This window comes from Arthrobacter sp. Ha26 (assembly GCF_059091705.1).
The window spans coordinates 82164-96152 of the sequence record NZ_JBNHGX010000008.1 but is presented as its reverse complement, the minus strand read 5'-3'; the positions used below and the strand labels follow the sequence as shown (position 1 = coordinate 96152).

The window sequence follows — 13989 nt, the reverse complement described above, 5'->3', positions numbered from 1 at the left end:
ACACAAACCGTGGCAAGGAGAACCAGCTATGGCGGTCCGCATTGGCGGCGCGTGCTGGCTGTCCTCGCCAACAGCGACGCCCGCACCGCTTATGCGCAAATAGTCCTGGGTTCGGGGTTGCCGGATGTCCTGGCCGGCTTCAAGGATCAGCGGCGCAACCGCGCCATCACCGCACTGATTGAATCGGGACTCGTGGAACGGAATGCTTCCGGCGGACTGGCGGCACCGGACTCGATCTTCCGTGACCTTCTTGCCCAGCAACCCCGGCGGCCGGCGCAAACCGGGTTGGACCGCTTCATGCGGCTCGGGAAAATCGAAAGGTATCCGGCCAACAAGGCGGAACGGCGGGAGTTGCTGGCCTGGATCGCCAGCGAAGCGGTCAGGACAGGAGAACGGCTGACCGAAAGGCAGGTCAACGAGAGGCTCCTCAGTTATACCGATGACGTGGTGTTGCTGCGTCGGTACCTGGTGGACCTGGGTCTATTGGACCGGACGGCGTCGGGCTCCTCCTATTACCGGCCGGACCAAACACCGGACTGAGTACATCTGCCCTGGGTGGAAGCCGTGGCCATGCCCCTGCAGGAAGGATGCCTCCGGCTCAGGATCTACCTGGACCGCTGCTCCGTGAAGGTCATTGCCCGGCTGCGGTGGTCCCGAACATCAGAGTCCGCCGCCGAACGTCGTAATACACGGTTGCCGAACGTTTCAGGAGGCCTTGCAGCACCTCGGCATCTTCAGCATCGAGCGTCAGCACTTCTTCCCACGCCCCTTGGTCCAGGACCAGTTGGAGGGTCCAGGTGCCAGGCTTTCCGGCGTCACCAGCCACCCAACTGAACTGATAGTGGTTAACCTGCCGGACCTGGATGCTGTCATCAGTGATTGGTTGTTTTGGTGTGGGGCTCATGGTCCCCTCCTGCTTTCACGGTGGGCGGGCCCTCTGCATAAGCCAAGCACAAATGTAGACCCGGAGTCCCGCTCGGTCCAGAGCCCACCGCAGGCTCGCCACGTCAGCGCACGAAAAAAATGAACCACCACACTCACATCACGCCTGCCGGGGTTATCCTCAAAGGGCGTATCCAGTTGTTGGGGCATCCGGGCGGGGGGCTAGGCGCACCCGCGGTGTGACTGCCGCGGACCAGTTTCATATTTGCATTCACACCGGGGAAACCCGGCTGATTTCAAAGGAAACGCCCATGGGCCGCCGACGCGCAGCAACTGACCCCATCTATCCCCGCTGGATCTGGATTGCTGCGGCGGCCGCCGCGGCACTTCTCATTGTGGGCGGCGCCTTCGCGCTGCGGGCGGCGATTTTCCCAGCCAGCCCAAGTGGCGGCCCAGCGGGTGGCGGCAACACCCCGGCAGCCGGTGAACCCTTGCCGCAGGACAGTCCTGCCTCGGTTGCCGGAGCCTCTCCCTGCATTCCCTTGAACATCCTTTCCTCACTGGAAAACGCCCAGATGGTCCGGGCGCTCGCAGCCGGGTACGCGGCGAAACCCCGCAGCGTGGACGGCACATGCGTCACACCGGCTGTGACCCAGGAAAAATCGGGAGTTGCGGCGGGCAATGTTGCCGCAGCCTTCCCCGGTGTTGCGGCCGGTGACAGGCCGTCCGTCTGGCTTCCGGACTCCTCCGCCTGGTTACGGATCGCAGGGAAAAGCTCCGGCGGAAGCCCTGTCCCGCAAGAAGGAGTGAGCCTGGCCCGCAGTGCGATTGTCGTTGCCATGCCGCAGTCGATGGCTGCCGCCCTCGGCTGGGACAGCAAACCGCCGTCGTGGTCTGAGGTATTTCAGATGGCCGGGAAGCAGGATGCCTGGGAGCGCCTCGGCCACGGCAACTGGGGAAAGTTTAAGTTCGGCAAGGCCAGTCCGCTCGTATCGACATCTGGCTTGATGGCCCTTGCTGCCTCCTACGGTGCAGCTGGCGGCAACGTAGGAGGTTTGGACGGGACGGACCTTGATGCGCCTTCCCTGCTTGAAAAGGTGCGGGCCGTGGAATTGGGTACCAGTCATTACATGGCCACTCCTGAACACTTCCTCTGGCACGCCAGGCAAGCCGATGACGCCGGGAAGGTCTCGGAATTCCTCTCCGCCGTGATTGTGGATGAAAAATCCGTGTGGGACTACAACCGGGGAGTGGTCAGTGAGGACGGAAAAACGCAGCACCCCGGTCCCCCGCCCCGGGAACCCCTCAAAGCCATTTATCCCATCGACGGAGTTCATGTGGCGGACAACCCGGCAGTAATCCTCAGCGGGGATTGGGTGGGAAGCCGGCAGCGCACGGCTGCGGAGGACTTCCTGGCCTTCGCGGTGACGGAACAGGGTCAAAATATTGTTAAGGCGTCCGGGTACCGGAGCCTCCAAGGCAAGCTGGACAGTACAGTCGCCGGAACGGGACGGTATGCCGCAACGCTGCAACCGCTGCCCCTGCCCAAGGCGGAGGTGCTTGTTGCCATACAGGACAGTTTCCCCGAGGTCCGGAAGCGGGCCCGGGCCCTATTCCTGCTGGATGTCTCGGATTCCATGGTGCAGGAACCGGGAGTCACCAAGCTGCAACGGGCCAAGGACGCCGTGGCCAAGGCCTTGGACCACTTCGTGGGCGAGGACCAAATTGGCCTGGCCGCTTTCTCCCATGTTGGCGACGGGCCCTTGACCCCAGGCGTCGTCAGCCCGGTGGCCCCGTTCAAGACGAACAAGGGGGACATCCTCGCCAAGCTCAATGAGCTCCAGTCAGTGGAAGCCACCCCTCTTTTCGAGGCGGTGAGCCGCTTCGCGGGCGATCAGGCCAAGGAATACAACGACTCCTTCATCAACAGCATCGTGCTGTTGAGTGACGGCAAAAACGATTCCCGCCACCCGGGAGACCTCGGTGGGCTCTCCGAGCAGTTGAGCCATCAGAACCATTCGACGCCGGTGCTCGTCTTTACACTCGCTTACGGGCCCGACGCCGATGTCCCCACTTTGCGGGAAATCGCCAGGGCAAGCGGGGCGCACTACTACGACGCCACCGATCCCGGGAGGCTCGAAGAGGTGCTCGGCGAACTGGTGACCAGTTTCTAGGGCGGGCGGGTTAACTCCTTAGCGATGTTCAGCTGGTCCAGTTCCCCGGGGCCCGTCCAGCCCGTCTGGCCAACTCCCTGGCTTGGAAGAAAACAGGTAGCTCCAGCGCAAAAGACAGGTACCGGCCAACGGTGACCGCAGGTTCTCCTGGTCTATAAACTCCAGCGTGAGCCGTGGGTTCGGCCGCCGTTTAGGGTGTCTGCCGGCACCCATTGGTCCCGGCGCAGCGCTGCGCCGGGACGATTTCCGTCCGTCAACGACGGCAGGTGATCTCCCCAAGGCCGCACCACGCGCCACAACAGAATCCACTCTCCACACACGGGAGAACCTGATGCAGCTATCAAGTACTTGGTCCCGGCGGTACCCAGGCCGGCCTTCGGCTCAAATCAAGAAAGTACTTGGTTCCGGAAAACGCCTGTTCACCCGGCGTCGGTCCACTGCCCACCAGCGCAGGCGGCGTGCGGCCATCACCGGTATGATCCTGGCGGCGCTCATGCTGGTCGGCAATATCCCCGCAACCGCTGCCGCCACGGTGACCTCCGCGATACCGGTCGGGTCAAGCCCAAGGAATGTTGCGTTGAGCCCGGACGGGTCGAAAGCCTACGTCACTAACTTCGATTCGAACACGGTGACGGTCATCAATGTAGCCTCGGGCACGGCGACGTCCACGATCCCGGTCGGGCCGTCTCCGCTCGGTGTGGCGTTCGCTCCGGACGGTTCGATTGCCTACGTCACCAGCGCCAGTTCCAACACTGTGACGGTCATCGATGTTGCTTTGGGCACGACAGTGACCCCCTCGATCCCGGTCGGTGCCACTCCCACTGCCGTTGCGTTCGCCCCGGACGGATCGACGGCCTACGTCACCAGCGCCAGTTCCGACGCCGTGTCGGTCATCGATGTGGCCTCCCGCACGATGACATCCTCGATCCCGGTCGGGCCGCTTCCGAACGCCGTTGCGTTCGCTCCGGACGGGCGGACGGCGTATGTCACTAACGGGCAGGACTCCAACCAGGTTTCGGTCATCAATGTCGCCAAGGGCACGATGACTTCCGCGATCCCGGTCGGGTCGTCTCCGACAGGCGTTGCGTTCACCCCGGACGGGTCCACAGCCTACGTCACCAACAACGAGGGCGACTCAGTGTCGGTCCTCAATGTCGCCAAGGGCAAGGTGACCTCCACCATCCAGGTCGGGTGGGCCCCGGACAGTGTTGCGGTCGCCCCGGACGGGTCGAGAGCCTACGTCACTAACTCCGGAGCCGACACAGTGTCGGTCATCGATGTGGCGTTGGGGCAGGTGACCTACACCATCTCCGTCGGGACGCCTCCGACCGGTGTTGCGGTGGCCCCGGACCGCTCGAAGATCTACGTTGTTAACACCTCTTCCAAGACGGTGTCGGTCATCGCCGTGGACGCACCGCCGGTGTTCACCGCGGCCGCACCGCCCACAAAGGCGAACACAGCTGCCGCCTACAGCTACATGTTCGCCGCCACGGGTGCCCCGGCCCCGACCTTCCGTGTTTCCTCCGGCGCACTGCCCGAAGGCCTAAGCCTGGACGCCACCACGGGAGTCCTGTCCGGAACCCCAACCAAGGCCGGCAAGTTCACGTTCAGGGTGACCGCAAGCAACGGAGTCAGCCCCGACGCGGTTACGGACCGCATCGCGATCACCGTGACCAAGGCGAAGGCCGGCTGAGCGAACAGGCTACGATGCCTACGATGCCGACGAAAAGACCCTCAAGGTTCGCAAGATATGTTCAGCGGCTGTGGGCGCGGTTCTTCGGGCATGGCGGAATACCCCTCTTTGGTGCCCACAATTGACCATCAGCATGCTTACTATTACCTTGGTGGGAGACGAGTGGCTCCGCGTTAGGCCGCTCGGTGGCTAAACCATCCAAGATGAACGGCAATCAGCTCCATGGCTGCTCGTGGACACCAAGTACGCGGCGGAAAATGCAAACCAAGAACGCGCCATATGGGAGCTCGCATGACGAAAGTACAGCAGTGCCGGTAACCGGCCAGCTTCTAGGCCAGCGGTACCGGCTTCAGGAGTTGGTGGGACGCGGCGCGGCGGCAGGGGTCTACCGTGCGCTCGATGAGGCGCTGGGCCGCACAGTCGCCATCAAACTCTTCTCCAAAGAAGGCGGCGAGCCGGAACTCCTGGCCCGCCAGGAAGCCGAAATCCGCATCCTTGCTTCCCTTATCCATCCTTCACTGGTGGCCTTGTTCGACGCCGGCATCGACCCGGACATGGAGCGCAGCTTTGTGGTGATGGAGTACGTGCCTGGCCCGGACCTCCGCCGCCACCTGCGGGACGGCCCCATGGAACCGACCAGCATCGCGAGAATGGGTTCTAATCTGGCCTCTGCCTTGGACTACGTCCACAGCCGCGGGGTGATTCACAGGGACATCAAACCCGGCAACGTGCTGCTCTACAACCCCCGGGCGGACCAACTGTCTAATTGGCGCGCCAAGCTCGCCGATTTCGGCATCGCTCGGGTGATGGAAGAAGAGCATCTGACCGGAACCGGCCACACCGTGGGTACCGCCGCCTACCTCAGTCCCGAGCAGGCACTGGGTGGGAACCTGAACGGGGCGAGCGACGTCTACTCCTTGGGCCTGGTGCTCCTGGAGTGCTTCACCCGGCAGGTTGAGTTCCCGGGAAACCAGATCGAATCAGGCGTGGCGCGTCTCAACCGGGATCCGGTCCTCCCCGACAGCATCGGCGCAGAATGGAAGATCCTGCTGGCGGCGATGACCGCCAGGCAGCCAACCGACCGGCCCACCGCTGCAGAGTCGGCAACGGCTCTGCAGCAGCTGACCCTGCGGCCCACCGCGACATGGGCGGCCACGACCATTCCGCTTTCGCTGCCTCAGGCAGGTCCGCCGCCGGCACCGTCGCGCCCGCCAGGGTTTACTCCCGGGCCGCGCCGGAAATCCAAGCGTGTCCGGGCCGCCATTGGGGCATCCATTGCAGCCGTGGTTCTCACCGGGGTCAGCACCACCACGCTGGCCGGCGGCGGCCCAGAGCAGCCTGCTTCACTCGCCAGGCCCGCGGTACAGCTGCAAAACAACCCGGTGGACTTCCACTTGGATCAGCTCGAATCGGCCCTCAGGCCCTCCGCCGCGTTCGAATTCACCCTCACCCAAGTACGCCAGGCGGTATTGGCCGACGACCTCCAAACCGCACTGACGCGACTGGACCAGCTGGAAAATGACGTCTCTGAGGAACCAGCCAAGAACGGCCTGACGTACGAAAAGTACCGCAGCATCATGACGGCCATCCAGTTGGTCCGCAATGACCTGCAAACACTTATTAGTGCTTCCGCAGGATCAACAGCTGAAGCTATCCCTGCAGCCCCCGACCCCTCACTTGTGGTTGAGGAGGAGTCCACTGCAGTCACCGACTCCGGACCCTTGCCTGTCACCGCCGTCGAACAAGCACCCGCCCCTGATACGGCCAGTGGCAGCTCTCCGCAGCAACAGCAGGACCAGTCCGCAAAAACCGAATTGGCACAGACCGGCCCCGGCCGCGAAGGTAATGACAAGCCCAAGCCCGGCAAGCCCAACACCAGCGGCAACGGAAAAAACAGCAACTAGATGCTCGGCGAGGCCGGCCTCAGGTCATCGACGGGCTTACTTGGCCCGCGTAATGCCGGCTCCGGCCACCGGCGAACGGGATAGTGCGAGTGCCCATCCGCCGGCCACTCCGATGGCAAGCAGAACGGTGACGAAGCCGACCGCCGGTGCGCTCGGCCATGTCAGGGCGTTGCCATAACGCAACAGGGCCAGTGCCTGCAGAATGACGAAGGCAACGGAAGTCAGGGCCACGGGGCGGACGGTGCGAAGGTCGCCGGTCCCCTGGCCCTGCCCGGCGGCCCACCCGAGACCAACCAGCCACGCTCCGATCGCCCTCGCTGTCAGCTCTGACAGTGGCCACGGCCACCACGTCGCGGCATAAATCGGTACTGTGAGGAGCGCCACGCCATACAACAGCAGCACCGCAGCGATTCCTACCAGGAGCAGCCGGAGCGCTGTGGGCAGCACTCGCCGTCCCGTCGTTACGGATTTTGAGGCAGGAGGCTGGGACCGGATCTGCATCCAGCTGAGCACGAGCATCGCCACAGGCACGGTGGCGTAGATTGCCAGCCAGGCCCAGGTGGCTACTTGAGCCAAGGCGCCGGCATCTGACTGCAGGTGGAAGCGATCGATATGAAGCAGGGTAACCCCAAGGGTCAATGTGGTGAAGACGAACACGGGCCAGACTGCGAGCCTCGCTAAACCCCAACTTGATGAACGGGCGCCCGTCACTTCCAGACCGGCACTCGACCAGTATGCCGCCCCGAGGAAGACCGCGGTCATGGGCGGATTAACTGTCCACGCAAACCATTCCGCAGTCCGGAGCGGAAACACGAACAGCACCAGCCCGGCAAGAAACACGAGGAAGGCAGCGATGTAGAGCAACCGCCGCATCGGCGGAATCAACGGTGTGACTTCAACTGGAGCGGACATCACCGGGCAGTTCCTCGGATGCGCCTGCCTCACCCGGGACAGGGGGCGGGACAGGCAGGGGGTTCTCGGCAAGGTAGGTGTGGAGCATCGATACCACCGTGGCGCCATCCCCCACTGCGGTAGCCACCCTTTTGATTGAACCCGCCCGCACGTCGCCGATCGCGAAAATGCCGGGCATGCTGGTTTCAAGCGCCAACGGCGGCCTGTCCAGCCCGATGCGCCCGGAGTCATTGACGTTCCGGCCGGCGCCCGTTCGCAGGAATCCGGCCTGGTCACGCTCGACGGCGTCGGGCAACCAGGAAGTCCGAGGCACTGAGCCGATCAGTACGAACAAGCCGCCCGCCTCGATCTCGTCGTTCAGCTTTGCGTCGGCGGTTTCGGATGTGACGACCTTGACCGCGGCAAGGAATCCGTCCCGGTCGCGCGCCCCCACAATCGCGGTGCTAAAGCGGATGGCAACGTTCCGGGTGGCCTCAAGTTGGGAGATGAGGTAGTCCGACATACTGGCCGACAAGGTGGGTCCACGCACCAGCAGCGTCACCTTCTTTGCGTACTTCGCCAGGTGCAGAACAGCTTGACCGGCCGAGTTGCCGCCGCCCACGACGCAGACGTGCTTGCCGGCCATTGACGGGGCCTCGGAGACTGTGGCCCCGTAGAAGACGCCTCTGCCGACCAGGTCCTCCAACTGAGGTATGCCGAGGCGGCGGTAGTCCACGCCGGTGGCCACCACCACCGTGCGGCTTCGCACCACACTGCCATCAGAAATCGACACAGCGTACAGTGGCCCCTCTTCGCCGAGCCCCTCCACCTTCCGCAGGAACAGGAAGTCCGTGCCCAAAGTCCAGGCCTGGTGAAATGAGCGGTAGGCCAGGTGGGCGCCGCTCACACCTCGGGAGAAGCCAGGGTAGTTACGGATCAACGAACTGGTGCCGGCCTGGCCTCCCACGGCTTCTCCCTCCACCACCATGGTGGAGAGGCCTTCCGAGGCAGCATAAACGGCGGTTGCGAGACCGGAGGGACCGGCTCCGACCACCACCACATCGAAGATCTTGTCCGCCGGCGGCGGTCGCGTCACCCCCATCGCTTCGGCGATCTCCAAGTCGCTGGGGTTCTCGAGGACGATTGGTGGAGCGGTGAACTCCAGCACCATGACCGGCAACGCGGGGTCGCGCAGGTCGAGGCTCTCCAGCGTACGTTTCGCGGTCTCGGATGTGACAGGGTGGAAGACCGCGGGTATGTGGTTTCGACTCAAGGAGTCGCGCAACATATGAGTCCTTTCGTCGCCTACCTGCCCAATCAACCGGACCGCCTCGAAGCCGACCCCTTGGGCCAGGTGCCAGTCATCGAGGGCGTCGGTGATCGCCCCGTGGAATTCTTCGTCGCGTGGCCGTTCGGGGCGGATGATCACCAATTCTGCGTACCCCTGCGCGATCGCCCGGAATACAGTGGGGGCGCTGGCAAAGTCTCCCCAGGTCACTACAACAGCACGCTTGGCGGCCGGGTGAAAGCCGTAAGCACGCCGCAGGAAATCGAGTCCACCGCGGTCCACCGGTCCATAGCACCCGAGTATCAGGGCGACCTGGCGATTCCAGCGGCGGAGACCCTCCAGCACGGCCCGACCGTGGGCGTGGTCGGCACAGGCCAGCACTTCGTAGTCGGCACCGTAACGCCGGCGTATTTCATCTCCAAGTACGCGCCGAGTGGTCGGGTCTGTGGTGGCAATCAGCAGGATCGGAACCGAGTCATCCATGGCCGCCGTCTTTCCGGTTCAATGGTTCGGTGGCGCTCACGATACTCGCGCTGGGACGTCAGGGACAAGGGGTGCACGTTGCCTCCGGGACAGGCCATTCGCGCTGTGGCCGGAGCGGAATTGGGCCCTGGTGAGCGTCCCGATTCTGTCATTTCAAGGGCGGGGAGATTCTGCCAGAATAGCTCTCGAGGGTGGGCAAGCGGGATGACCTAAGCGGAACCGGAACCGGCAAATGGAGGACCCCATGGAGGATCGCCCTATCCCGGGAATCAGCCTGGCGGCCACACCCAGTGGCACCGGATGCCTGGAGTGCCTCCGAGGTGACGGACCAGGATGGTGGCTGCATCTTCGGCGCTGTGCAGAATGCGGCCACATTGGATGCTGCGATTCATCGCCCTCACAGCATGCCAGTGCCCACGCGCGCAGCGCAGGTCACAGCGTCATGCGGTCCTTTGAACCTGGGGAGGACTGGTTCTACGAGCACACCACGAAAAAGTTCTTCCGTGGCCCGCGGCTTCCCGATCCCCAATCCAGGCCACCGGAGCAGCCGGCACCTGGGCCAGCTGACAAGGTACCTGCCGACTGGCAAGAGCGCATGCACCGGTAACCGCGGAGCCGGAATCGCCCACGCCGGCAAATTCCGCGAAGGATGCTGGTTAGGCTGGGTGGATGGCTACAGTTATCCTCGTGCGGCACGGCCGCACCACAGCCAATGCCGCTGGGCTGCTGGCGGGCCGGGCGGCCGGCGTCAGTTTGGACCAGATCGGGCGCGAGCAGGCAGCTTTGACCGGAGACCGACTCGCCGTCGTGCCCTTGGCAGGGGTTGTTTCGAGTCCCCTCGAGCGGTGTCAGCAGACCGCCAAGCTCATCCTGGATCGACAGGCTGGTAATCCTCATGCGCCGACCGATCCTGATCTTACCGAGTGCGATTACGGCCAGTGGCAGGGCCGCCTGCTCAGTGATCTCGCGACCGAAGACCTGTGGGCAGCTGTGCAGTCGCAGCCGTCCGCCGTCGTTTTCCCCGGCGGTGAATCCATGGCGGCGATGCAGGCCCGGTCGGTAGCAGCAATCCGACGCCATGATGCAGCCTTCGAAGCCGAGTATGGGCCAGGAGCCGTGTGGGTGGCAGTGAGTCACGGGGACATCATCAAGTCAGTCCTCGCCGACGCGCTGGGTATGCACCTCGATCTTTTCCAGCGTATTAGTGTCGGCCCCGCCTCCGTATCGATTGTCCACTATGGTGCAGTTCGGCCCAGCGTCTATGCGACGAACACGGACGCGGGGGATCTGTCATGGCTGGCGAAAGGCATCAACTCCGGCGATGCACCTGTGGGCGGCGGCGCCGGGCAGACGGCCAAGTAAACCCCATGTGCCTAAAATACTCACATGCCCACACGTGTTCACGAGTTTGCCTGGCCTGACAGGGTCGTCATCGGCACCGTCGGCGTTCCAGGGGAGCGCACGTTCTACCTGCAGGTACGCACAGGACAGCAAATAGTAAGCATCGCCCTGGAGAAGCAGCAGTCGGCCCAGCTCGCCGAGAAGATTGACGAAATCCTCGATCAGCTCATCACGCTCGAGGGAAACCCCTTCAGCGTTCCCAAGGGTACTCCCGTCGAGCTCGTCGACAATGACCAACTGGAGCCGGTCGAGGAGCAGTTTCGAACCGGCGCCATGACCTTGGGTTGGGACCCGACGGTGGCGCAGGTGGTAATAGAGGCATACCCGATCACCGAGGTCGATGGTGATGAGAGCGACGAATCGCTTGATGAGAACGGTACTGAAGTAGCCGAAATGCTGCTGGTGCGCATGCCGGTGGGCACCGCCCGAGCATTCGCCAAGCGGACCCGGGAAGTGGTGGGTGCCGGGCGCCCTGTGTGCCCCCTCTGCGGCTATCCCGTGGACGCCGACGGGCACGTCTGCACCCTGCCCGAGGTCTGATGCCGGCACCCGACCTGCTGACTGCCGAACTGACGCTCACCGGCCGCATCACGACGGCATCCAACGCCACCTTTCTGGGCACCATCGGCGACACCACGGTGGTTTATAAGCCGATAGCCGGGGAGAAACCGCTGTGGGATTTTCCCGACGGCTATCTTGCCCACCGGGAGGTCGCCGCCTACCTGGTTTCTGAGGTCCTCGGCTGGAACGTGGTGCCACGTACCTGGCTCCGCGATGGTCCTTTAGGCGAAGGAATGGTGCAGCTGTGGCAGGAGACCGACCCCGACCAGAACGCGGTGGATCTTGTTGTGGCGGGCGACGTGCCGGAGAACGGGTGGAAACACGTCCTCGAGGGTCAGGATGATCAGGGGCGGATAGTCGTCCTCATACATGAGGACACGCCGGAGCTCAGACGCATGGCGGTGTTCGACGTCGTCGTCAATAACGCGGACCGCAAGGGCGACCACGTCCTCGCCATGTCAGACGGACACCGGCACGGCGTGGACCATGGCCTCACCTTTCACCATGAACACAAGCTGCGCACGGTGCTGTGGGGGTGGCTGGGAGACACTCTGACCGAGCAGGAATGCGACGGCGTCGATCGCGTCATCGAAGGACTGCACGGTGAGCTGGGCCGAAGCCTGGCGAGCCTGCTCAGCGCCGAAGAAATTGCCGCACTCGCCGCGCGCTGCGCCCGGTTGCGGTTGGCAGGGCGGTTTCCTGCTCCGAGCGGCGACATGCCCGCCGTGCCGTGGCCCCTGTTCTGAGGACACCAGGGCTACGGGCTTCGGAACCACTTGTTGTCTCTGTCTTGGATTCCAAACCTGCCCCTGACCCGGAGTCCGTGAGACGGTCAGGGCCTTTCGGCCGAGGTCTCAGTCGGGTCAAAAAGCGCTTGCCTGGAGCATACTTAGACATGGCTGACTCCAATGACTTTCTGGCCTGGGTGCAGTCCACCCTTTATGAGGCAGAACTGGCTATCCATAACGGTGACGCGGGCCCGCGCCGGGCCATCTGGTCCCGCAATGAACCGGTGAGTGTTCTGGGCGCGTGGCGCAACGCTTTCGGCCAGCAAGAGCTCGCTGACCTGTTCGCTGGCCTGGCAAGGCAGTTCTCCAACTGCACGTCCTACCGTTTCGAGCTGCTGTCGTACGACGTCGTGGGTGACATGGCCTATACAGCGGGCCTGGAACACACCTCTGCCTCTGTGGACGGAGAGCCTCGAAGCTATACCCTGCGGGCCACGCAAACCTACCGACGCGAAGACGGCGAGTGGAAGGTAGCCCACCGACACGGCGACACCGTGACATCTTGACCCGAAAACAAGACCGGTCCTGCGCTATCCAGGACAAACACTCCGAAGAGCGACCTCGTCCTCCGCTGTACGGGCGTGCACCGTTTGCGAATCCTGCCCACCGGGATGAAGCGAGACTTGCGCACCAGAACCTAAGCATGCTTAGTATGGGTGTAGCCGCATACCAACGGCTGCCAACCAGAGGAGGAAACACTATGGGACTGGGCGACAAGATTGAGAACGCTGCTGAGAAAGCCGGCGGTAAGGGCAAGGAAGCTGCCGGCAACGCCACGGGCGATGAGAGCCTGCGGACCGAAGGCCAGGCCGACCAGGCAAAGGGCGATCTGAAGCAGGCCGGCGAAAAGGTCAAGGACGCCTTCAAGAAGGACTGACTGGCAGTAGGGGAAGGGCGCGCCCAGCGAAACGGGCGCGCCTTTTTCGTGCGGTCGTCCTGCGCCCAGGCCTCAGGTAATGGCCTTGCTTCGCCGCCCTGGGGAGCGGAAACTTGACTCATCGGGTTATGCAGTCAGCCGAGCATATAGCCGCGGAAAGCCGGGACATCATGTCCACTCTTGCTGACTCTCCCCCAGCCCTTGACCTTCAGCTGGCGGGCACCCTGCCGTGCCTTTCCAAGTCTCCACAGGCGTACCCGTTATGAGCACAATTCAGGCGGTGGCCCTGATATTCGTTGCCGCCTTCGCATGGATCGGTTTGACCCTGCTCGTTCTCCTGGAGATGCGGCGCCGCAGGAGCGGGTCCTCAAGGGTCGCCGCGGCACCAACGCCTCCTGACCCCATCAGCTACCGCCCCCATAGGCCCTGGCACCACACGCGGCCCGTCACCAGCCAGACCCCTGCCCGGAGGCGGCACAGGTTGAGGCTTAGAAGAGTCCGCGGTTCCTGAGACCAACCTGTGGCACTGAGGCACCCCGGCCCAGGAAGCCGCGCGCAGTCGTGACCGAGGATGTGGACCGGCCGCCACTATCCGCGATTGTGCGAATTCCGGCTCTGAAAACGACGCGAGTTGTTCCCGGATGTATCCGCCCGGCGGTCCTAGACTTTCGCCATGCATCCCTTGGTGGCAATCTGCCTGGTGTTCCTCACCGGGCTGGCCTGGACCGGCACCATACTGACCTTGCTGGTGACTCTTGCGAAAGGCCGGAGGGCGCCGACGGACGTCGAACGGACGGCCCAAAGTGCAGGGGCGGACAGCTCCCGTGTGAAGGTATCGAACCTCTAGCCGCCTGCGGTTTCTATGGATGAGGCCTGGCACGCTGGGAGGGATACAGTAGCTCCGTCGTCTACAGGATCTTGGCCAGCTGGGCAACGCGGGCGAAAATACTCTGCTTCACAGGGGTCCTTCTATCGGGAATGGGATTCGGATTCTCTGTGTACGGCACCGCTGCGGCCAGTATCGGGCAGACCCCGGCGTGGCCCTAA

Annotated in this window: 14 protein-coding genes; 11 read left to right on the top strand and 3 right to left on the bottom strand. The window is 63.6% G+C overall.

The annotated features are described in order from the left end of the window. The first annotated feature begins 9 nt into the window (after window positions 1-9). A complete protein-coding gene (locus tag AC5RVY_RS17285) occupies window positions 10-540 on the top strand; it encodes a DUF2087 domain-containing protein (protein WP_493955922.1) in 531 nt (176 codons plus the stop codon). A 91-nt stretch (window positions 541-631) separates the two neighbouring features. Here AC5RVY_RS17285 and AC5RVY_RS17280 read toward each other — a convergent pair whose 3' ends face one another. Further along, window positions 632-904: a hypothetical protein gene (locus AC5RVY_RS17280; RefSeq protein WP_493955921.1), complete on the bottom strand. Its 273-nt coding sequence runs from the start codon at window positions 902-904 to the stop codon at window positions 632-634. Between the two features lie 289 nt (window positions 905-1193). On the opposite strand from AC5RVY_RS17280, the gene AC5RVY_RS17275 reads away from it, so the two are divergent. From AC5RVY_RS17275 to AC5RVY_RS17265, 3 genes are all read left to right on the top strand, one after another. Further along, window positions 1194-3056, top strand: a complete 1863-nt coding sequence (locus tag AC5RVY_RS17275; protein ID WP_493955920.1) for a vWA domain-containing protein — start codon at window positions 1194-1196, stop codon at window positions 3054-3056. Window positions 3057-3531: 475 nt separating this feature from the next. Beyond that, a complete protein-coding gene (locus AC5RVY_RS17270) occupies window positions 3532-4749 on the top strand; it encodes a beta-propeller fold lactonase family protein (RefSeq protein ID WP_493955919.1) in 1218 nt (405 codons plus the stop codon). A 308-nt stretch (window positions 4750-5057) separates the two neighbouring features. Beyond that, window positions 5058-6653 (top strand): serine/threonine-protein kinase, encoded by a 1596-nt coding sequence (locus tag AC5RVY_RS17265; protein WP_493955918.1) that lies wholly within the window; start codon window positions 5058-5060, stop codon window positions 6651-6653. 36 nt (window positions 6654-6689) lie between these two features. Here AC5RVY_RS17265 and AC5RVY_RS17260 read toward each other — a convergent pair whose 3' ends face one another. Both AC5RVY_RS17260 and AC5RVY_RS17255 read right to left on the bottom strand, forming a co-directional pair. Further along, window positions 6690-7565: a hypothetical protein gene (locus AC5RVY_RS17260; protein WP_493955917.1), complete on the bottom strand. Its 876-nt coding sequence runs from the start codon at window positions 7563-7565 to the stop codon at window positions 6690-6692. Then, entirely contained in the window at window positions 7549-9315 is a 1767-nt protein-coding gene (locus AC5RVY_RS17255; protein ID WP_493955916.1) for an NAD(P)/FAD-dependent oxidoreductase, read from the bottom strand. Before AC5RVY_RS17255 ends, AC5RVY_RS17260 begins: the two co-directional genes overlap by 17 nt. Window positions 9316-9559: 244 nt before the next feature. Here AC5RVY_RS17255 and AC5RVY_RS17250 point away from each other — a divergent pair, with 244 nt between their 5' ends. The 7 genes from AC5RVY_RS17250 (at window position 9560) to AC5RVY_RS17220 (ending at window position 13789) form a co-directional block, all read left to right on the top strand. Continuing rightward, a complete protein-coding gene (locus AC5RVY_RS17250) occupies window positions 9560-9922 on the top strand; it encodes a UBP-type zinc finger domain-containing protein (protein ID WP_493955915.1) in 363 nt (120 codons plus the stop codon). A gap of 62 nt (window positions 9923-9984) precedes the next feature. Further along, entirely contained in the window at window positions 9985-10677 is a 693-nt protein-coding gene (locus tag AC5RVY_RS17245; protein ID WP_493955914.1) for an MSMEG_4193 family putative phosphomutase, read from the top strand. Between the two features lie 24 nt (window positions 10678-10701). Further along, a complete protein-coding gene (locus tag AC5RVY_RS17240; RefSeq protein ID WP_493955913.1) occupies window positions 10702-11256 on the top strand; it encodes a DUF3090 domain-containing protein in 555 nt (184 codons plus the stop codon). Then, complete coding sequence (locus AC5RVY_RS17235; RefSeq protein WP_493955912.1) at window positions 11256-12023, top strand: SCO1664 family protein; 768 nt, start codon at window positions 11256-11258, stop codon at window positions 12021-12023. Before AC5RVY_RS17240 ends, AC5RVY_RS17235 begins: the two co-directional genes overlap by 1 nt. Before the next feature lie 149 nt (window positions 12024-12172). After that, window positions 12173-12571 carry a nuclear transport factor 2 family protein gene (locus AC5RVY_RS17230; protein ID WP_493955911.1) on the top strand — a complete coding sequence of 133 codons (399 nt, stop codon included), beginning with the start codon at window positions 12173-12175 and terminating at the stop codon, window positions 12569-12571. Window positions 12572-12765: 194 nt separating this feature from the next. Continuing rightward, a complete protein-coding gene (locus tag AC5RVY_RS17225; RefSeq protein WP_493955910.1) occupies window positions 12766-12942 on the top strand; it encodes a CsbD family protein in 177 nt (58 codons plus the stop codon). Window positions 12943-13615: 673 nt separating this feature from the next. Then, window positions 13616-13789, top strand: coding sequence for a hypothetical protein (locus AC5RVY_RS17220; protein ID WP_493955909.1), 174 nt, complete (start codon window positions 13616-13618; stop codon window positions 13787-13789). Window positions 13790-13989: the final 200 nt, after the last annotated feature.